16 protein-coding genes are annotated in these 21678 nt (G+C 41.0%); 11 read left to right on the forward strand and 5 right to left on the reverse strand.

Annotated features, from left to right (window positions below; all coding sequences use genetic code 11):
* Positions 1 to 172: 172 nt before the first annotated feature.
* Entirely contained in the window at positions 173 to 706 is a 534-nt protein-coding gene (gene infC / locus H6G68_RS14085) for a translation initiation factor IF-3 (RefSeq protein ID WP_127053554.1), read from the forward strand.
* 263 nt (positions 707 to 969) lie between these two features.
* Positions 970 to 3975, forward strand: a complete 3006-nt coding sequence (locus tag H6G68_RS14090) for an MFS transporter (protein WP_190907206.1) — start codon at positions 970 to 972, stop codon at positions 3973 to 3975.
* Positions 3976 to 4344: 369 nt separating this feature from the next.
* Here the strand turns inward: H6G68_RS14090 and H6G68_RS14095 are convergent, their stop codons facing one another.
* Positions 4345 to 4734, reverse strand: a complete 390-nt coding sequence (locus tag H6G68_RS14095; protein WP_127053556.1) for a hypothetical protein — start codon at positions 4732 to 4734, stop codon at positions 4345 to 4347.
* Between the two features lie 366 nt (positions 4735 to 5100).
* Positions 5101 to 5418 (reverse strand): muconolactone Delta-isomerase, encoded by a 318-nt coding sequence (locus tag H6G68_RS14100; protein WP_127053557.1) that lies wholly within the window; start codon positions 5416 to 5418, stop codon positions 5101 to 5103.
* A gap of 581 nt (positions 5419 to 5999) precedes the next feature.
* Here H6G68_RS14100 and pgsA point away from each other — a divergent pair.
* Positions 6000 to 6515, forward strand: coding sequence for a CDP-diacylglycerol--glycerol-3-phosphate 3-phosphatidyltransferase (gene pgsA, locus H6G68_RS14105; RefSeq protein WP_190907207.1), 516 nt, complete (start codon positions 6000 to 6002; stop codon positions 6513 to 6515).
* Positions 6516 to 6768: 253 nt separating this feature from the next.
* Here pgsA and H6G68_RS14110 read toward each other — a convergent pair whose 3' ends face one another.
* Entirely contained in the window at positions 6769 to 7701 is a 933-nt protein-coding gene (locus tag H6G68_RS14110) for an NAD-dependent epimerase/dehydratase family protein (RefSeq protein WP_190907208.1), read from the reverse strand.
* A 184-nt stretch (positions 7702 to 7885) separates the two neighbouring features.
* On the opposite strand from H6G68_RS14110, the gene H6G68_RS14115 reads away from it, so the two are divergent.
* The 6 genes from H6G68_RS14115 (at position 7886) to H6G68_RS14140 (ending at position 14097) form a co-directional block, all read left to right on the forward strand.
* A complete protein-coding gene (locus H6G68_RS14115; RefSeq protein WP_127053560.1) occupies positions 7886 to 9022 on the forward strand; it encodes a glycosyltransferase in 1137 nt (378 codons plus the stop codon).
* A gap of 118 nt (positions 9023 to 9140) precedes the next feature.
* A complete protein-coding gene (locus H6G68_RS14120; protein WP_127053638.1) occupies positions 9141 to 9899 on the forward strand; it encodes an undecaprenyl-phosphate galactose phosphotransferase family protein in 759 nt (252 codons plus the stop codon).
* A 510-nt stretch (positions 9900 to 10409) separates the two neighbouring features.
* Positions 10410 to 11489, forward strand: a complete 1080-nt coding sequence (gene gmd, locus H6G68_RS14125) for a GDP-mannose 4,6-dehydratase (RefSeq protein WP_190907209.1) — start codon at positions 10410 to 10412, stop codon at positions 11487 to 11489.
* A 27-nt stretch (positions 11490 to 11516) separates the two neighbouring features.
* Entirely contained in the window at positions 11517 to 12461 is a 945-nt protein-coding gene (locus H6G68_RS14130) for a GDP-L-fucose synthase family protein (protein ID WP_190907210.1), read from the forward strand.
* A 196-nt stretch (positions 12462 to 12657) separates the two neighbouring features.
* Positions 12658 to 13230, forward strand: a complete 573-nt coding sequence (locus H6G68_RS14135) for a 5-formyltetrahydrofolate cyclo-ligase (RefSeq protein WP_190907211.1) — start codon at positions 12658 to 12660, stop codon at positions 13228 to 13230.
* 30 nt (positions 13231 to 13260) lie between these two features.
* A complete protein-coding gene (locus H6G68_RS14140; RefSeq protein WP_127053564.1) occupies positions 13261 to 14097 on the forward strand; it encodes a carbohydrate ABC transporter permease in 837 nt (278 codons plus the stop codon).
* A gap of 60 nt (positions 14098 to 14157) precedes the next feature.
* Here H6G68_RS14140 and H6G68_RS14145 read toward each other — a convergent pair whose 3' ends face one another.
* Together H6G68_RS14145 and H6G68_RS14150 are read right to left on the reverse strand one after the other, a co-directional pair.
* Positions 14158 to 14823 carry a sugar transferase gene (locus H6G68_RS14145; RefSeq protein WP_422596097.1) on the reverse strand — a complete coding sequence of 222 codons (666 nt, stop codon included), beginning with the start codon at positions 14821 to 14823 and terminating at the stop codon, positions 14158 to 14160.
* A gap of 581 nt (positions 14824 to 15404) precedes the next feature.
* Complete coding sequence (locus H6G68_RS14150; protein ID WP_190907213.1) at positions 15405 to 19772, reverse strand: hypothetical protein; 4368 nt, start codon at positions 19770 to 19772, stop codon at positions 15405 to 15407.
* Between the two features lie 359 nt (positions 19773 to 20131).
* Here H6G68_RS14150 and H6G68_RS14155 point away from each other — a divergent pair, with 359 nt between their 5' ends.
* Together H6G68_RS14155 and H6G68_RS14160 are read left to right on the forward strand one after the other, a co-directional pair.
* Positions 20132 to 20830, forward strand: coding sequence for a Crp/Fnr family transcriptional regulator (locus tag H6G68_RS14155; protein WP_190907214.1), 699 nt, complete (start codon positions 20132 to 20134; stop codon positions 20828 to 20830).
* 13 nt (positions 20831 to 20843) lie between these two features.
* A complete protein-coding gene (locus H6G68_RS14160) occupies positions 20844 to 21578 on the forward strand; it encodes a DUF2232 domain-containing protein (protein WP_190907215.1) in 735 nt (244 codons plus the stop codon).
* Positions 21579 to 21678 lie beyond the last annotated feature (100 nt).

Below are 21678 nucleotides of genomic sequence, written 5' to 3' on the forward strand. Positions count from 1 at the left end.
GACAAATATAACAGACAATCCAACTATTGTATGGATTCGCTATCCTAGAGAATATAGACTCATTTTTCAGTTGTGAGTCATTTGTGTATTTTGCCTGTCTGGGCATAACAACCAAAACTAAGTAAACCAAGACCAAGCCCAATCCTTAACTAAAAAGCTCCCAAAAATCATAATGCCTGTGATTGAGAAAAAAAGAACTCGCGATCTGCCCCAAATTAACGAACGGATTCGCTTCCCGAAAATTCGGGTCATTGACACTGATGGCGCACAACTGGGAATTATCACTCCACAGGAAGCGCTACAACTAGCAGAAGATAAAGAACTAGATCTGGTGCTACTCAGTGACAAAGCTGATCCGCCGGTATGTCGAATCATGGACTACGGCAAATATAAATTTGAGCAGGAGAAAAAGGCGCGGGAAGCCCGGAAGAAGCAGCACACGGCTGATGTGAAGGAAGTGAAGATGCGCTACAAAATAGAAGAACATGACTATAACGTGCGCGTCAAGCAAGCAGAACGCTTCCTCAAAGATGGTGATAAAGTCAAAGCCACTGTGATGTTCCGGGGTCGAGAAATCCAACACAGTGATTTAGCAGAGGATCTGCTTAAGCGGATGGCAACTGATTTGGAGCCATTTGGTGAAGTACAGCAAGCGCCAAAGAAAGAAGGGCGAAATATGATGATGCTGATTTCTCCCAAAAAATAATCCTCTCACCAAAATAGTGTTGAGCGCTGGGTACATCAGGTAATAAAAGACTCTGTGTGAAAATCAGGGCTGTTGTTTTCAGACTCCAAGCGCTCATCAGTTTTAAATTCTTGTCTAAATTCTTGTAAATTTATTTAAAAACGATAGTCCTGACACCTGAGTGAGAAAGAAAATACTCAGTTGTTCAGGACTTTTGCCATTCAGTTACTGTTATTCTAATTACTTAGCCATTGCGTTGTGATTACCCCAGAAATTAAAACTGCATGGAATTAAAAAATCACTGGTTAACTACCAATAAAGGCGTTCTGGCACGATTGCTTAAGTGGGTGAATCTTCGACCAGAAGAAGTGGAACGCACTTGGATGATGTTTGCCTTCTACACAATTGTATCTGTAGGATTGCGGTGGGCTGAGGATAGCACTGTAGCACTGTTTTTAGGTAAATATGGTGCGGGACAACTACCCTGGATTTATATTGCCAGTGCAGTCACTGGTGCTGGACTAGTTGTTTTATACTCTTGGTTACAAAAAGTTTTTCCGTTGCGTGCGGTGATTGTAGCGATCGCTCCGGGCATGGTGATGCCATTATTTCTATTAGTATTTCTGTATGGGAGTATAAATATTCCCTATGTGGCAGTAATTATTATCTTTCTGCTGAGGTTGTGGGTAGATGCCTGTTACGTGGTCAATGACCTCAACACTTCTATTGTTGCTAATCAACTATTCAACATTCGTGAGATTAAGCGTACTTATCCATTAGTCAGTAGTGGCATATTAGTAGCCGACGTGATTAGTGGCTTTAGTTTACCTTGGTTACTCAAATTCGCTAACCTGAATAAAGTTATTCTCATTGCTTGTATTGTCGTTCTTTTAGGCTCAGGAATTTTATTTTATTTAACTTATAAATATCCAACCGCTTTCCCCCATACCCCACAACGGCACATCACCGAAGAACAAGCCTCCCGACACCGCCGCCTAGAAACTCCGCTAAAGCGATACGTTTGGCAGTTATTTGCCTTTTTTGCCCTGTTGCAAGTAATTGGTCTATTAATAGATTTTCAGTATCTGCGCGAACTGAATTCCAGTTTAAGTGAACAACAACTAGCAAGCTTTTTGGGTGTTTTTGGTGGGATTGTGGGACTGTGTGAATTAGTTACCCAGTGGTTTATTTCCAGCCGATTGATTGAAAAAGTGGGTGTGTTTTTCACAGCTGCACTGTTACCAATTACTGTCGGCTTTTTATTACCAGGGGTGATTTCCCTTCTCAACTTATTTCCTTCCATTGAAGAACCGGGATTTTTCTGGGGTTTAATCAGTCTCAAATTCTGCGATGAACTGCTGCGTTATACCTTTGTAATTAGTAGCGGTCCAGCACTTTATCAACCTATACCTGAGAGGATTCGCAGCCGAATGCAGGCCTTATCCAGTGGGACAGCAGAAGCGATCGCATCAGGTTTGACAGGATTAGTCATTTTTGGAACTATATGGATCTCCCAAAAATTTGTTCCTGAACCACTACAAAAGTGGGTCTTAATCGGCGAAACTGTGATTGTAGCTGCCACCTGTTTAAAAGTAGTGTGGGAATTGCGATCGCGCTATGTTGACGTATTAGTCTTAAGTGCAGAACGAGGGGGATTGAGTGCCGCCACAGTAGGTCTACGTGCCTTCAAGCAGGGAATAGTCAAAGCTTTAGTAGAAACAGGAACTACAGCCGATAAACGCTCTTGTTTAGAACTTTTAGCCCAAATTGATCTCCCAGGATCAGGAGAAGTTTTAGCACCCCTGCTACTGAAGCTACCCCCAGATTTACAAGGACAAAGCCTAGAAGTCATGCTCATGGCAGGTGCAAAACCCCTGTATATCCCTGAAGTGCGTGTATTATTAGACCAACCCCAAGGAACAGTAGATCCAGAAGTATTTGCTCTAGCGATGCGTTACGTGTGGCTGGCTGAGGAAAATCCCAATTTAAGCCTTCTAGAAGAGTATCTGCAACCGCGACACCATTCACTGATCCGCGCCACTGCGGCCGCCTTGCTGTTGCGTCAGGGAACACCCATGCAACAGGCAGCAGCTACCACAACTATGCGCCGGATGCTCACCCATAAACAAGAACGAGAACGGGTGAATGGAGTCAGAGCGCTCAGAGAAGTGGTTTACTTACAGGCGCTGCGTGTTCACCTCCCCAACTTATTGCAGGATGACTCATTACGAGTACGCTGTGCAGTCTTAGAAATGATTGCTGCTACTCATTTAGAAGAATACTATTCATCACTGCTGGCAGCACTCTACTACAAATCCACTCGAACTACAGCTATGCAGTGCTTGGTGAGTCTGGAAAATGAAGCCATCCCCATGCTATTGAAACTAGCTACAAATATTTACAAACCAGAAGTTGTGCGGATGTACGCTTGGCGGACAATTGCTCAAATCGGCACACCAGAAGCAATAGAAACTTTATGGCTATATTTGGAAACATCCTGGGGTACGACTAGAGACTATATCCTCCGCAGTTTACTGAAAATTCAGCAACAAGCCGAAAATAGTAGTCTTGTGGATCGGTTTTATGAAAGTCGCGTTGAAGCTTTAATTGAGCAAGAATTACGATTGTTAGGTGAGATTTATGCCGCTTACCTAGACTTCCAAAATCTAGATTCTCTAAAATATTATCAAGAGAATGAGAAGATTTTGACTATTGGTCAGTTGCTGCAACGTTCACTTCTAGAATTAGAGTTAGATGTTAAAGATCGGTTATTACTCCTGTTGAAACTGCTTTACCCAGCAGAAAAGATGCAAGCCGCAGCGTTCAATCTTCAATCTCAGTCTTTGGTAAATCTAGCGCGAGGGTTAGAGATATTAGACCACACTGTGAATTTGCCTTGTAAGTCTCTATTGCTAAACATTTTAGATCGGCGACCAGAACAAGAAAAGCTCAAGTATCTCGTCGATGCGGGATTTTGGCAATATGAAAATATTTCAGTCAATGAACGCCTATGTAAGCTAATTAAACAGGGAAATTTACTCTCTGATTGGTGTTTAGCTTGTTGTTTTCATTTTGCTCAAGCTGCTTATATTCGCCTCACAACTACGGAAATTTTGGCAAATTTGCGCCATCCAACAGGTTTTGTTAGGGAAGCAGCAATTTCTTACCTGAGTGTAGTTTCTCAGCGAGTAATTCAAGAAATTCTCCCCCACTTGCAAACAGATCCACACCCACTTGTCATGGCTCAAGTGAAGGAGTTGGTAGAGAAATATAATCAATCACCAAAGTAACTAATTACTAATTCGTAAACAGGGAACAGGGAAAAGAAGACACGGGGACAAGGGGACACGGAGAAAGAGGGACAAGGGGACAATCTCTCCGCGTCTTTTTCTTCCGTGTCTCCCCCTCTCCGCGTCCCCGCATCAGAATTGGTAGGACTTAATTAGGGTTTGCTGAAAAAGTCTTTCCGTTAGGGGTTAGGAGTCAGGAGTCAGGAGTCAGGAGTCAGGAGGAAGAATTAGAAGCAGCTTTTGAATAGTTGCTTTGGCGGAAAAGTGATAAGTTTTTGATGGGTAAAATGTCTATTCCTTGCACCAACTTAACCTTTTTTACCCCTGAATCCCTTGATTTATCTAGGTTTTACATTTATTCAGCAAGCCCTAATTAAAGAATTGATTGACAGAAAATTTACCTTTTCTAGGGCAGTATTCAGAACAATTTATTGCCTCTTCCGTGAGAACAATATCGGGCTGCACAGCACACTTAAGATAATGGTTATTGGCAAAAAACTTACAGTTTTTACAGGGTACTTTTTGTAAACCATTGATAGTAAAAACTATCTTGTTATCTAAATGAGAACGAGTTTTCTGCAAAATAACTAGAAAAATAGCCCAAATCAAGACAAAGCTTAGAGGACTTAAAGATATTGCTAAATCGGTGAAATTCAAGCTATCTTGTTGTACTTGATTCTGTTTAACGTCGCGGTGAATTAACTGATTGGCAGTTGTATTTGCTACTATTTTTTGTGGCAATCTTCGATCAATATACATATTATTTACCTTGCTGTGTATTATATTTCTAGTATTGAGTCAAATTCCTCAAAAGTATTCACAAGGTTTTAATTATAGGTGTAGCAAAATAAAATTTACGCTATCTCTGTCGATAGTTTTGCTTGTTATTGTATGAATGTATATCCAAAGGAATAATTTTATTGAGATAGCAGTTTTCGATTTAATTAAAGACATAGGAGACCTAACCACTCACCCCCAATAACCTCTCTCTAAAAATCTTCCACAAGCAGGAGGGAATAGGAGCAGCTTTTATTTTTTGAGAGGCTTGTGATTCCTTCTTGTCCTTGTATGGAAGAGGACTTGGGGTTAGGTCTCCAATATATTGGATGTTAATAAAAATATTTTTTAAACAACCTCTAACCTAGCTTTAATATCTGCTGCAAAGTCTTCATACCTTCTCAGAGGAGTTACCTCCACCTGCACCTTATGACCATTTTTTTTCATAATGGGTAAATCTAGCAGAATTTGATCAAGGGTGTCAGGAGTTGGAACATCAACAATCACAATTACCCGACGAGTTCCAACACATTTCCACAAATCTACAACTATTCCTGCGCTTTTTGCTTGTAGTGCAGCATCTGCTTCCTCACTCCAAATTGCAAACAGTTCTTGTTGAGTCATATCCTCTGGGTATTCGACGTGAAAATCTAAGTGATACAGCATGGCTAACTTTCCTAATAGTGTTTTGTTAATTACTAATAATAAAATACAACCATGTCAAATATCCCTGCCTTATCCCGTTTCACTTTAAAGTGGATACAAATGGACAGATGCTCTTACGCACAGACGCGGAGATTCATTTGTAGCTTTAATTAAGTGAATTGATATTATAGCCATTTTCAATTCGGTGAGGTAACAGTATACAGACAGACCTATTAACTCCTTAACCCCATTCTCAACGAGGGAAGGGAGAACAATTCACAGCCTCTCCCACAATAAAAGCTGCTCCTGTTCGCTTCTACGGGAGGGTGAGGGAGAGATAAAAGAAAGGTCAAAACTGTACCTGACGCTATCGATAACCGCTATAAATATAGCTGTAGCCAGGATAATTAGGACATTATTAATCCTTGAAACTTAGATATAATAAGGCTTTCCCTCCTGCCTCCTGCCCTCTGCCTCCTGCCTCCTGCTATACCGCTTTATTGACGTATAATGCCGTAAAGTGTAGATGCCTTCTGTCGGGAATTTTGTATTGCTTACAGAAGAGTATCTATTGTGAATTTTGTTTAAATTTTGAATTATTTATGACTTTACCTAACTGGATTACTTTCTCTCGTCTTCTGGGAATACCATTTCTACTTTATGGTTTATATAATCCTACAAATGAAGCTAGGTGGATATGTTTAACAATATTTTTAATTGCAGCTTTAACTGATTGGTTAGATGGTTATTTAGCCAGAAAACTGAACCAAATTAGCGAATTAGGTAAATTTCTTGATCCTTTAGTAGATAAATTGCTGGTGTTAGCACCATTATTGGTATTAGTAGAATTAGGAAAAATCCCTGCTTGGGGAGTGTTTGTGATTTTAGCACGGGAAATAGCGATCGCAGGTTGGCGAGTCAATCAAACCACTATCACTGGTGCGAATATTTGGGGAAAACTAAAAACAGTCAGTCAAATCATTGCTATAGCCCTACTCATAGCACCTTTATCTTCAGTCTGGCAAATATTTGCATTAACTGCCTTTTGGGTATCCATTGCTTTGACGGTGATATCTGGAGTTATCTATTTGCTACCTGCAAATAATCAAGAAAAGTGATAGATTTTGAAGAAATAAGCTCCGCAGATATTTCTTACATAAATCCTGAATAGAAAATGACTAAGGCTAAAGCGACTCGTGACTCCTGGCACGACATTCAACCAATGCCAGATTCTAATTTTTTATAAAATGCGTTTGTCCTGCTAGACGAATACCTAAAGAACGCTGCACGTAGTTTACTTCCCCTTAGGAGAACAGGAGTAAGAATTAATTTTTCTCCCCCTGCTTCATCTTGCCAGTCACCAAACCCTAATCACACAGCTTTCAAAATCTCTTCATCCACAGAAAAATCTATTTCTGTTTTATCCTGGCCAGAGGGTAGGTAATCATTTTCCAAAGAATCTTTTAAACCCGAAACTAAATCATATTCAGGTTGCCAATTTAATTCTGTCATCGCTTTATTCACCGATGCAAAGAAGTGTTGTACTCGCATGGGAAAAGCTTTCCGTTTACCGAAATCAAACTTTTTCGGGTCATAATGGACGATTTTAAGATCATCAGGTGATTTACCAGCAGCCACAGCACAAGCACGGGCTAAACCATCAAAAGTTACAAAACGATCGCCAGAAATATTATAAATCTGCTGGATAGCTTTTTCGTTACCTATCACCTGAGTCATTGCTTGGACTAAATCCTTGACATGGCCTAGCTGGGTGATATGCATTCCATTACCGGGGATAGGAATCGGGCGATCGCGCACAATTCTATCAAAAAACCAGCCTTCCAACTCGTTATAGTTCTTCGGTCCGTAAATATAGGTGGGACGAATCGAAGTAAAAGGAATTCCCGATTGTTGCAAGTAAGCTTCCGTTTCATGCTTACCCTTGTGACGACTCTTAGGATCGACAGCATCACCCTCTATATGGGGCATTTGGTCAGATTTAAGATATACTCCAGCAGAACTCATGTAGACAAAATGCTGCACCCGTCCTTGAAAAATTTCCGCCAGTGGCTGAGTATCTGTCAATTCCCGACCGTTATTGTCAAAAATAACATCAAAATTTTCTAATGATAACTTAGCTTTTAACTGGCTAGAGTCAGTGCGATCGCCTATAATTTGTCCTACCCCTGTTGGTGCTGGAGAATTACCACGATTAAACAACACCACGTCATGTCCAGTTTCCAGCAGTAGCTGAGTCAAATACACACCAATAAACCGAGTACCACCAATAATCAGAATTCGCATAAACCCCCAATTCCTATGTCAGTTATTTGCTTTCATCACCCTCGTCTTTGAGGTTATCAGGTTGCCGCATCATCTCGGAACATCTTTTGCTAGGATGACATCTTTTGCTTAACCAAGAACAGCCCAACTTACTCATCAAGTCAAAATTCAATAAATTCCACCCTTTGCCCCCCCTAGATTAACTGTGTCCTTGAAATATGCTCTCATTCATGAGTGGCTGACACCTAAAGCCACAGGCGGTTCAGAACTCGTTGTTCGAGAAATTTTAAATCACATTGAGGCTGATTTATATGCCCTGATAGATTTTGAATCCTGTAATCCTGAAAGTTATCTATACAAGCGTCAGATTGGTACAACGTTTCTCCAACACTTCCCATTAGCCCACAAAGGTGTACAAAAATATTTGCCTTTGTTACCATTGGCAATCGAACAATTAGATTTACGGCAGTATGACGTAATTCTGTCTTCATCCCATGCAGTCGCCAAAGGCATCCTGACTACTCCTGATCAACTGCACATCTGTTATTGTCATAGCCCAATGCGCTATGCTTGGGACTTGACTTTTGATTATCTAGACCAAAGCAAACTAGGAAAAGGCTGGATTGGGTGGATGACAAGACATCTATTGCATAGTTTACGTCAATGGGATGTATTGAGTGCAAACCGTGTTGATTATTTCATTGCCAACTCACAGCATACAGCTAGGCGGATTTGGCGTTGCTATCGGCGAGAAGCAGAAGTCATTTACCCACCAGTGAATATTGAAGACTTTCCTTTTTTAGCTGATAAAGAGGATTTTTATCTCATCGTTTCCCGATTAGTGAGTTATAAACAAGTATCCTTGATTGTTCAAGCTTTTAATCAGCTAAAACGACCATTGGTGGTAATTGGTACAGGCCCCGAAATGAAAAAGCTGTGTGAGATAGCAAATCCTCATATCCAAATACTGGGATGGCAACCCGATGATATGGTAAAAAAATATATGGCTCGTGCTAAAGCATTTGTGTATGCAGCTTGTGAAGATTTTGGCATTGCCTTAGTGGAAGCGCAAGCTTGTGGAACTCCGGTGATTGCTTATGGTGCGGGAGGTGCTTTAGAAACTGTACGGGATATTCGTACCTGTGTAGATACAGGAACAGGTATCTTTTTCAGATCACAAACAGTAGCAGCTTTAGTGGAGGCAGTAGAAAAGTTTGAAGCTTATCAGGATTTTTTAAATTATGAGTATATACGATTACACTCTACTCAGTTTTCTAGACAAGTCTTCGCAGAGCGCTATCTAGATTTTTTGAATCAATGTCAAGAAAAAAGACCTTCTTGAGAGTGATGGTCTGGATTTTTGTATTTCTTTTGTAAGCTTGTGGGAATTTTTCCCCAGAATCACTGCCTTTTAGCTTTAAGATCGGGACTATGTGTGGTGTGGATTATTAAGGAGTATGATGACTGCCCAGAGCTCACTCCTCTCCGGCAAGCGATACCCACGTAAAGATGCCAATGCCTCGACGCATACTTTAGCAAAACGTGGTCAAAAAACTAAACCGCCAAAGGTAAAACCTAGAGGTTTGTCTTTTCAGGGTTTAAACGGAGAGTTTGCCAAACGACTATTAGATATTGTCTTTTCGCTGTCGGTCTTGATCTTGTTTTTTCCGCTGTACATAATTTTGGCCTTACTGATCGCTGTCAGTTCAGAAGGGCCGATTTTTTATGTCCAAGAAAGAGTGGGTAAAAACTATCGCCGCTTTAATTGTATTAAATTCCGCACTATGGTCAGCAATGCAGACGAAATTCTCGTCCAAATGATGGAAACATCCCCAGAGTTGCGCCAAGAATTTTCCAGTACTTTTAAGCTCAAACAAGACCCTCGTATTACCAAAATTGGTCACTTCTTGCGAATTACTAGCTTGGACGAATTCCCCCAGTTTTGGAACGTGTTAACAGGGGATATGAGTGTTGTCGGTCCCCGCCCTTTAGTAGCGGAAGAATTACCAAAATATGGCTGTCACATCGATCAGATTTTAACCATCCGTCCGGGAATTACTGGATTATGGCAGGTGTCTGGACGTAATGATATTCCTTACCCCCGGAGAGTCCAAATAGATCTGCACTATGTCAAATTTAGGAATTTTTGGCTAGATTTATGGATCATCTTAAAAACCATTGATGTTGTCATCATGCCCAAAAACAACGGAGCATACTAAGAAAAGACTCATAGCTTATCTGGGGGTATGAATTGCTCTACAGATAAGCTGTTGTGCTGATTATAGCAATCCGGTTTGATTTATGATAGCTTCCGTGGCATAGCTATGTTGACTCGTAGCGTCAGGCTACAGGTAACTGGTAAAAATTTCCGTTTTTACCCCGTTACCAATCAGTAGCCTCAACTAGATCACTAGTAAAGCTTGGCGGCAATAATAATTCTATTATTTGCACAGGCTTCACACAAACCAAGAATTAATGAACTTTTGACAAAGATTTGTACAATTATAAAATTATACTCACAATTTTAATTTACATAAATATTATCTGGATTATCTGGCTTGTTAAAGTACTGCTTTTTAAGTAAAATAATTTACATTTAGATTAAAATAGCAACTAGACTTTTAGGTTTATTGTTAGACAATTTTAGCCATTAGCTGCTAATTTATCTCAGATGGACTGTAACCTTTCCTATCTTCAATAAGATCTACAACAAAAAGGAATAATTGAGCATGACGCAACAAAAGCGAGCGTTGATTACTGGTATCACGGGTCAAGATGGTTCCTATCTCAGTGAGTTTTTACTAGAACAAGGTTATGAAGTTCACGGTATTATTCGCCGGACTTCTACCTTTAACACAGACCGTATTGATCATATTTACGAAGATCCTCATAAAGAAGACGTAAAGTTGTTGCTTCACTATGGGGACTTGACAGACGGTACTACGTTGCGCCGAATTTTAGAAGAAGTCAAGCCTACAGAAATTTATAACTTGGGCGCGCAATCTCATGTTAGAGTCAGCTTTGATTCACCAGAATATACAGTAGATGCAGTAGGAATGGGAACTCTACGTTTGTTAGAAGCCATTCGGGACTACCAGCAGCGCACCGGAATTCAAGTGCGTTTCTACCAAGCAGGGTCTTCAGAAATGTATGGTTTAGTCCAAGCTGTACCACAAAGCGAGACAACACCCTTTTATCCTCGCAGTCCCTATGCTTGTGCTAAAGTTTATGCTCACTGGCAAACAGTGAACTATCGTGAATCTTACAACTTGTTTGCCTGTAATGGCATTCTGTTTAATCATGAATCACCACGTCGGGGTGAAACCTTTGTTACCCGGAAAATCACCAGAGCAGTCGCTCGCATCTTTGCCGGTAAACAGAAAAGTATTTATATGGGCAATTTAGATGCCAAACGAGACTGGGGTTATGCCAAAGATTACGTACAAGCAATGTGGTTGATGTTGCAGCAAGACCAGCCAGATGATTACGTGATTGCTACTGGAGAAACTCACTCAGTACGAGAGTTTTTGGAATTGGCATTTGGTTATGTAAATCTCAAATGGGAAGATTATGTGGAGTTTGACGAGCGTTATCTGCGTCCCGCCGAAGTAGATTTGTTAATTGGTGACCCCACGAAAGCGCAGCAAAAGTTAGGCTGGAAAACTTCAGTAACTTTTCCAGAACTTGTCTCCCTCATGGTAGAAGGTGACTTACAAGCTTTGGGTTGCACATCCCCCAATAGCAATGGTTCACAACACCCCCGTGATATTGCTACTATTCGTCAGGAACTAGGCACTCTCCACTTTTGATTCAAACTTCTTGCCAAGGATAAAACTATGACTGCCTTAGAACTAAAAAACAAACGAATTCTGGTTACTGGTGGGTCGGGGTTTCTAGGTCGTCAGGTGATAGATCAGCTGTGTCAGGCCGGGGCAGACCGTGACAAGATTACAGTACCGCGATCGCATGATTGTGATTTGCGAGTTTGGGAAAATTGCCGACGTGCTGTTGACCAGCAAGATATTGTGATTCACTTAGCGGCTCATGTAGGCGGTATTGGACTGAACCGCGAAAAACCCGCCGAGTTATTCTACGATAACTTGATGATGGGAACCCAGTTAATTCATGCTGCCTATCAAGTGGGTTTAGAAAAATTCGTCTGTGTTGGTACTATCTGCGCTTATCCCAAATTTACTCCAGTCCCATTTAAGGAAGAAGATTTGTGGAATGGCTATCCAGAAGAAACAAATGCTCCCTATGGAGTCGCTAAGAAAGCTCTTTTAGTCCAATTGCAATCTTACCGCCAGCAGTACGGCTTTAATGGTATTTACTTGTTGCCTGTAAATTTATACGGGCCTGAAGATAATTTTAACCCCAGCAGTTCTCATGTAATTCCAGCGTTAATTCGCAAAGTTCATGAAGCTCAAATTAAGGGAGATAAGCAACTTCCTGTTTGGGGTGATGGTTCTCCTACCCGTGAGTTTTTGTATTCTACCGATGCCGCACGGGGTATTGTCATGGGTACAACATCCTATAATGATTCGGAACCAGTTAATTTGGGAACTGGTTATGAAATATCCATCAAAGATTTGATTACTTTAATTGCAGAATTGATGGAGTATGAAGGTGAGATTGTTTGGGAAACTGACAAGCCGAATGGACAACCCCGGCGTTGTTTGGATACCGAAAAAGCGAAGCAAGCCTTTGGATTTTCTGCTCAAGTCAGCTTTGAACAAGGGCTAAAAAATACAATTGATTGGTATCGTCAAAACGCTGGTTAATTTAGCAGCCTAACTATAAGTTCCCAAGAAAGAATTAAGGTTTGAAAGCCAGGTGAGGTTGCCTTATCTGTGTAGGGCGGGGTCTACCCGCCTTTTTGAATACTGCATCACCTCCAAAAATTACTTAATTTGATGAACCGCAGAAGGTTGTAGCTTGTCTAAAATAAAAGAAAAACAGCACAATCAAAATTAGACCTTGCCAAAAATTAATTCCCCGCTAAAGAAGACCGAACTCCGACGCACTCTGCTCAAAACACGTCAATCAATGACATTATCAGAGTGGAAAGAAAAGAGCGATCGCATTTCCTCTAATTTACAAAACTCTCGATTATTTACTCAATCTACTACCATTCTCGCTTTTTTCAGCTTTCGTCAAGAACCTGACCTGAGTTTACTATTTACTAACTCAGAAAAACGCTGGAGTTTTCCCCGTTGTGTTGGTAAATCCCTAGTTTGGCATTTTTGGCAACCTGAGGACATTATTCATACAGGTGCTTATGGTATTCGTGAACCACACCCAGAAGCGCGAATAATTGATATTGAGGAAGTGGATTTAATACTTGTTCCCTGTGTAGGTTGTGATGCCCAAGGATACCGCTTGGGTTATGGTGGGGGATATTATGACCGATTTTTGAGTTCTCCTGAGTGGGCTAAAAAACCAACTATGGGGATAGTTTTCGATTTTGCCTATTTACCTCAACTCCCAGTAGATAGTTGGGATAAGCCTTTACAAGCAGTGGTGACGGAAAATGGGTTGATGAGGAGTTGAACAATTAAAAATTAAAAATTAAAAATTAAAATGCTGAACTTAAAAAATTCACGCCTGCAAACGTTATTAATTTATGGAATACTAGGTGCGATCGCAATTGTTACCCTTTTTCCTCTGCTATGGCTAATTAGCACAGCCTTAAAATCGCCCACAGAAAACATCTTACAATCACCGCCGCAATTATTACCCACTCAACCCACATTAGACAACTTCTCTCGTGTGTGGGAATCCTTACCGTTTGGGCAGTACCTATATAACAGTACCTTGGTGGCTATACTGACTGTGGGATTAAATCTACTATTTTGTGCTTTAGCAGCTTATCCCTTAGCCAGATTATCATTTGTGGGACGAGACGGAATTTTCATCGCTATCGTTTCGACGATTATGATTCCCTTTCAAATCGTGATGATTCCCCTCTATATTTTGACAGTGCAGTTAGGGTTGAGAAATAGTTATTTAGGAATAATTTTTCCGAGTTTGGCATCTGCTTTCGGGATTTTTTTATTGCGACAAGCTTTTATGAGCGTACCTAAAGAACTAGAAGAAGCTGCCCGCTTAGATGGTAGTTCAGAATTAGGATTATGGTGGCATATAATGTTGCCAGCTATTCGCCCAGCACTAATAACCCTAGCTATTTTTGTATTTATTGGTGCTTGGAGTGACTTTTTGTGGCCTTTAATTGTCATCCAAGATGAGAGTTTATATACTTTACCCTTGGGAGTGGCTAAACTGGCGGGGACGTTTTCTCTAGATTGGCGATTAGTTGCTGCTGGGTCAATAATTTCTATTACCCCAGTATTGCTATTATTTTTATTTTTACAAAGGTTTATTGTCCCTACAGATACTGGTAGCGGTGTCAAGGGTTAATATCCTATTCTGCTCAACAGTTTGATTTTATTGTGCTGACTTACTTAACTGAGTCACTTTCTAATAAGCGCCACTTCTATTTAAAACTACCCAGATAGTTTTAAACATTAGCATCAAGTCATAAGTGATAGACCACTTACGTTGATAATCTAAATCCATACGGACAACAGTTTCAAAGTCCTTGATTTGGGAACGACCATGAGTCTGCCACTCTCCCGTAATGCCTGGTTTAACTCGCAATCTATCCCAGTGATGTGGTTCATAGTGAATGACTTCATCAGGAGTGGGTGGACGAGTGCCAACTATGCTCATATCTCCCATTAAGACATTCCAAAATTGAGGGAGTTCATCTAAGCTACTGCGTCGCAAAAACCTACCCAAAGGAGTAATGCGAGGATCATCAGTAGATTTAAATATATGACCTTGGGCTTGATTTTTGACTAGAGACTTGAGTTTATCTGCATTAACCACCATAGAACGGAACTTCCAGATCCGAAAGGTACGTCCGTTCAATCCACAGCGGATTTGGGAATATAATATGGGACCTGGATCATTAAATAAGGTGGCAATTGCTATGGGAAGTATGACCAAGGATGTAATTATTAAACCAACAATTGCTCCGACAATATCAATTAATCTTTTTGTAGTACTAGTAGTTGATGGATGGAGGGACTGTGATAATACATCAATCACAGTCAGATGGTTGAGAACACTTAAATTAGCCACAGTATAACTTTTGGTTTTATTTCTAAGAGTAAACAGGGACACAATTTATGGTTATCTTTTGCATCTTTTGCAGGCGAAAGCACATTTCAATTTAATCCATGATCATCATAAGTAATTTTTCGTACCATAAAAAGTAAAACCATATAACTTTATACAATCTTTTAATTAAGCCAAGGTATTTTAAAGTTTTGATGTTTTTTATATAGAAGTTATGGCGGGGATGGGGAGATTCATTTGTAGCTTTAATTAAGTGAAGTGATATTACAAGTTGCTCTGTGCCTGAGTTTTATAGCTGTAGCCAGGATAATTAGGACATTATTAATCCTTGAAACTTAGATATAATAAGGCTTTCCCTCCTGCCTCCTGCCCTCTGCCTCCTGCCTCCTGCTATATGCTCAGTGCATGACAATTAAGTGATCGGTAAATACTATAAAACCAACATTAAAAATATACGCCTACTTTTGAGTAGAAGATGTTTTTACTCAGAAGTAGGCGTTATTAATACGGTGCAGTTAATGTTTCTTTCAATCTCGTGGTACATCCTTTTACATATGTCTTTTGGAGGATGTTTTTTTGGAGAATTAATGTTGAGGATTTACGGTGAAGGAAAAGTTAACTGTATATGGTTCTTCTAGTGATTGCAAACTACTGGCTTTGATAGCATCGAGATAGCGACGCAGAGACAAAAGTTGTTGAGAATTCGGTCGATAAGTAAGATTTCCTTGTTTTTCAAAAAGTGGTGCAGCTGCGATCGCTTGATAATCTAGATTTTCCTGGGAGCCTTTGGTCAACCAAATAGAATCTAAAGGCATTTCCCTAGCATCTGAGTGAGGTAGCCTTTCCGACAGAATAGAAGGTATCAAACCTGGAGGTAATTCACCTTCTAAGAAAGCCAGTAGTCGCTGTTGACAAGTGCGGGTATTGATGCCACGACTTTCAAATAATTGGAGAACTTCACCAAAAGATAGGGAACGTATAGTTGATGTCTCCGGCACGCTACCGTGAACACCAGGGGAGATATCAGGTAAAAGCTTCAGCAATTCAGTAAACAGGAAATAATCAGTGTACTGTTGCCTAGGTATTTCTAAAACCTGGTGATACAGAGGCAACATAGCCAGACCATAGGCAACCCGACTACTATTAGGAGCGCCGTTTTCACCCAGATATAAATCCTGAATAATCTTGGCGTTAGGGAGTTTTTGTCTTAACCAACGGTTGACTGTACCCACAGAAGCAACTCCACCGGAGAGAATCGCTTGATTAACAGCTTCTGTAGGGATACCACGAGCTACTAATAACTTATTAAGTTCGCGGTTGAGACGACGTACATAAGGCACAAATACTTGGCTCTCCAAGTCTCGTCGCTGCAATACCCACAACCCGTCAGCTAATTCTAGGGTAAAAGATTCTTGGTGTTGCAAAATCAGTTTCAGGGCGGTAGCAGCTTCTAACAGTCCTTGTCCTAACAGAGAACTTTCTAACCGCTGCTGGAAGCGAATGCGGGCAGCAATATCCGGTTCCCCAACTCGTGGTAGTTCTAATGCTTCCAACCCCAAACTAGACAAGTGCATCTGATCTAAACCAGGAATAGAGGGTTGCCAATGCCTTTGAGTAGAATTACTGCTAGCTGTGTTGCTATTAGCTTGGGCTTGCTGACGGGGTTGACGAGATTTTGGTGGTAGCAGTAACTGACAGATAATATCCTGCTCAATGCCCTTACCAGCATAGGCAAAACTGTGGAGCATGAAATCTCTGTATGTTAATTGACTTAAATCACTTGGTAAATCAACCAGTGCCATTTCTGTAGAGGTTGCGCCAATATTCAGTGCTAAGGTGTTACCCTGCATAGGATATTCGCTAGTTTTTAAAGGACGCAAACCCTGATTTTCACTCAATTGGACTGGTTGAGAATCAGCGCTATCAAGTTCTGGTAGCAAACTAGCGATCGCTTCCTCAACAAAAAATACTTGTTGGGCATGGGAGACTAGTTTACTAGTGAGGATAGCTTCCCGCACATTGAAGCGATATTGTTCTAACCAATTAGAGGGACAAGTACAAACAACACCGGCTAGGTTATTGATGATGTGAGAGAAAGTTTGTGTATCTATCCCCACAGCATGAGCAATGAGAGCGGGAGTAGTACTGCTTTGATCAGATTTGAGAGTTAATAGTAGTTTAGAGAGCGATCGCACCACCCAAATCAATGGTCCGGCTGAAAATTCATTTAACTGCAACACAGGTTCCCATTTTTGCTGGGTATTCTTGTAGGGGATAGCTACGTGTAAATAGGGCTTTAAATGCGTTGAATAAAGATGGTGCTTTGGTTCTTCTGGTGATCCATGTAGCGGAGAATTTTGAGTCAGATTGTCAGAGACTTTATCCTTAGCGACAGCTGCTGGTGTAGTCTGCTCAATAGTTTCTGCGTGAGGTATGGAAGCCGTAGGTAGATAAACTTCTGCGGGTAAGCGAAATGATTGCTCAAAAGCAGTTTCGCCTAGTTGGGTTTGTGCTGACCAATAAACAGGATAAACAATCGATCTGGAACGATTCAATAGCGCCGCTGAAATCCCCGTTGTACCCAAATCAATTCCTAAATACCAAATTGAATCCAGACTTGTAACTGTTGCTTCAGAAGTAGCAATCAAATTGTTACTGGTAGGCAAAGAAGCGTCCTGGAAAAAAATTGTGGCTTCCTTTTTTTTTTCAGTTGTCTGATTCAAATCTACCCCAATGTCCAATTGAGGAACATCCAAATCAGCAACAGCACCCGTTGGTATATTTTCTAATGGTTGGCTCCTAGAAGTTTCAGTTATCGTCTCAACTGTGTCTAGGGAATTCTGAAAACTTTCCGAGTTATTAAGAGATTCTGAGCCAGAATTTAACTGCCAATCAAAGTTAGCCAAATCTCGATTCAATTGCTGCAACTGCTCTTCGTCTAGAACAATGTCCGGTACAATTTGTGCCTCGTTATTTTCTAGAGACAGTAAATTTTCCTGTGGTGAAGCAGCAATGTAAGTAGATACAAGTAAATCCTGCGCTTCTGTTTGCACCTCTCTTGGTGAGGACACTATGAGAGTTTCTGCCGCTGCGATTTCTAAATTATCATCAAAGGATAATATTTCTAAAAGTTGTTGGTCACTGCTGGCATCAACCAATAAATCCGTGAGAACTGTAATTGTATCAGTAGGATCTGGCAGAGAGTCGAGTAGTGTGGGGGCAGTATCTTCTATAGTAACTTCTACTTCTGGCTGTGTATCCTCTGTTAACAACAAGCCTTCCCATAAATCAGATGATGGCTCTGTAGACTCTATCAGAGCATTGGAGCTTTCCGTGACGGGATTTTGGCTCTGCTCTAAAATATTTGCCTCTTGTTGCTCAACCCCATGATCTGGGAACACCAGCAAATCATCTTCTTCTTGCTCTGAAATAGTTGGAGATGGGGTTATTTCTGTAACCGATAATTCAGGTGTGATCATCGGTAGAGCAATCGACTCTTTGGAGACAGTAGAATTTTCACTACCAAACAAACTTGCATAAAGTTGGTCTACTGCATTAGGAGTCTGTGATTGTAATTGCTCTGGTGTGGGAAGAGCGACAGAATCATGAGAGAAAGAATCATCTGTCGCAATTTCTGCCAGTATTGCCTCTAAATTCTCCTCAACACCCTCTGACTGTAATTCCTCTGAGGTGGGAAGAGCGGCAGAATCATCTGTGGTAATTTCTAGCAGTGCTGCCTCTAGAGCCTCCTCAACACCCTCTGACTGTAATTCCTCTGAGGTGGGAAGAGCGGCAGAATCATCTGTGGTAATTTCTAGCAGTGCCGCCTCTAGAGTCTCTTCAACACCCTCTGACTGTAATTCCTCTGAGGTGGTAACAGCAAGGTTTGAAGCGAGAAACTCATCGCTGACAAGATATGACAGTACTGCATCCACATTTTCCACAGTCACAGCATCTTCTATTGCAGAAGCAGGATGAAGTGAAGAGTCATCTTCTAGCTGGATTAATGGCAAAGGTGGACTTATCACTTCAGAACTAGTCGAAACTGGTTGTACCTCTAATTCAGTATTTACCCCAGAAAATAGAGGCTGGGTATCTAGGGATTGCTGTTGTAAATACTGAGTCAAATTATTGAGAAAGTTGACCATCAACTGTTCACCTTGCATCCCTTGGCTGTGCATTCTCGCCAATGCTTGGGATAGGGACTGATGATAGGTGTTGATGTTACGCTCTAGTGAGCCAAAGACAACGTTGACAGTCCCATCTAGTGACAACAAGCGTTGATCCAATTCTCTCGCCAGACTAGCTAACCTGTCTATCCCCTCTGCTGATTCTAAACCCGATGGCATTGCAGAGTTTACTAATTCTAGATTCTGGTTCTGGTCGTCTGTGACAGAACTGGGAGGATTTGAAATGGTTTGTTTCAAATGTGGTGTTAGACTGGGTATTAAGCGGCTTATTAGTACTTGTAAAAATTCTGCAATTATCTGCTCTTGATTTGCTAACTGCTGCGTTAAGGAGTAATTTTGTAGTCGCTTTTGTTCTAGCTGCCTAATTTCCTGCACAAGAGTCGCTCTGTCTTGCAACAGTCCTGACAATTCTGCTTGTAAGGGTTCAAACAAAACCAAAAGTTCATCTTTTAATTGTCCAGCGACAACATTGCTCGGTTCCTGTTGGGTTTGATAAGAATGTGATGCTGGTTGATTATTCTCCTGCTCCACAAATCGCGCCAACAAAGATGATAGTGGTTGTGCAGTAGACTGCTTGGGAGTGCTGTCTTCAGATACCTCCGTTTCGGTGAGTTTCACAAGAAAATCACGAACTCGGTGTAAAACTTCTCTGTCTTCAGGTCCTTGACCAGACAGTAGCTTCGACAAACGGTTGCCACTGTGGGCAAGTAAGTTGTCAATGTCTGCGATCAGTTTGTGAATTTCATCTGCACGGGAAGTCACGTTAAATTACCTTATGTAGAAATGTACTTTGATTTTTATGGGATTCACAATTACCGAAGTTCTCAGTGGCAAAAGTTATTGCTCTGACTTCTGACGGCAATTATGTGATGAATTACTGGGAGATGCAACTGCATCGTGAGGATTAATAGTTATTTGTGTCATGCTGCACTAGAGGTAAGTAATCACCGATCACTGAAATTTATGGATAAGATGAAGATTGGTGAGAAAAAACTAGATTGTTGTTTTCTTGTGTAACATAGTTTAGTTTCCTCTTTAAAAGCGGCTGTTATTTGATAGCTTATTTTTTAAACAGCGATCTTGCTTGTTGTATTGATAGCAGCTTTAATAAATATGTTCTAATGGAAGATCGATATAGCTTGCAGATAACCGCTCATACGTGGATAACCTCAGCACCTTTTTTTCAAGGGTTGCCTGAATCTATTGTAGAAAAAGCCCTCACCCATCTTGTTACTCGTACTCACCCAGCCAATCAAGTAATCCTGCTAGAAAATGACTGGGGCGGTTCTGTGTATTTTGTCGTCGATGGATGGGTAAAAATCCGCACATACAATTTAGAAGGGAAAGAAGTAACACTAAATATTATTGGCCAAGGAGAATTATTTGGGGAAATGGCGGCACTAGATGAAGTTCCGCGTTCTACTGATGTAATTACTCTAACTCCAACGATGATTGGCAGTATGCCTGCTCAAGATTTTGTCAAGTTACTGAACACAGAACCTTTGGCAGGGCTTAGATTGGCGCAACTGATGGCACGACGGTTACGGCAAGTAAATCGGCGATTACGTTTGCGGGAATCGGATAGTCAATCGCGGGTGGCAGATACTTTGCTATTTTTGGCAGAAGGACAGGGGAAAAGAGGGCAGACAGGCACAGAAATTCCTAATTTACCTCACCGTGAATTAAGTAGTTTGAGCGGACTGGCACGGGAAACAGTAACACGTGTACTGACAAGGCTGGAAAAAAAAGGCTTGATTGTAAGGAATCAAGATGTTATGTGTATTCCCGATTTGTCAGCTTTAGAAAAAATGATAATTTAACACCTTATTCAGTATGAGTATTTTAGATTCTGTACCCGATGAACCTGATGAAAATACATCACCGGAATCTTCACTTCCTAGTCATCGGTTAGATCAACAAGAGCCGTTAACCCAACCCTTACTCAAGGTTGATGCTCCCTTGAGGATGGTGGAAACTGCGTTTTTCGCCAGTACTGCTAGTTTGATATGGTTTATTAATGTTTATTTTCCCTTGGGCCCTGTTTTGCGGATCTTTTTTCCAGTACCGATCGCTCTAGTTTACCTGCGCTGGGGTAAACGTGCAGCTTGGATGGCTGCTCTCACCTCTGGCTTACTGTTAGCGGTGCTAATGGGGCCTGTTCGCAGTATTTTGTTTGTAATGCCCTTTGGATTGATGGGGGTGCTGTTGGGGGCAACGTGGCATCGTCGTGTACCTTGGATTGTTTCTATCACTTTAGGTATGCTTTTAAGCGTTGTAGGGGTATTTTTTCGGTTGTGGTTGCTGTCAGTGTTATCAGGTGAAGATTTGTGGGTTTATGTGATTACCCAAATGACAGAAATTATTGAGTGGATATTCCTGAAGTTGGAAATATTGGCGACTCCGAGTGTGTTTGTCATTCAAGTAGGGGCAGTAGTATTGATTGCTTTCAACAACCTGATTTACCTATTTGTGGTACATCTGGCCTCATGGTTGTTGTTAGATCGTTTGGGAAATCCGATTCCCCGTCCGCCACGCTGGGTGCAAGTGCTAATGGATTATGAGGGTTAATTAACAGTAGCTAAAAAACTAACAATTACTACCAATTACTCACTTATGCTTCCATGCTAAGTCATCTGCTATGAGTGACTATCTTGGGATTTGGCTGTAA

This window comes from Anabaena catenula FACHB-362, from assembly GCF_014698735.1.
GTDB lineage: Bacteria > Cyanobacteriota > Cyanobacteriia > Cyanobacteriales > Nostocaceae > Anabaena > Anabaena variabilis_A.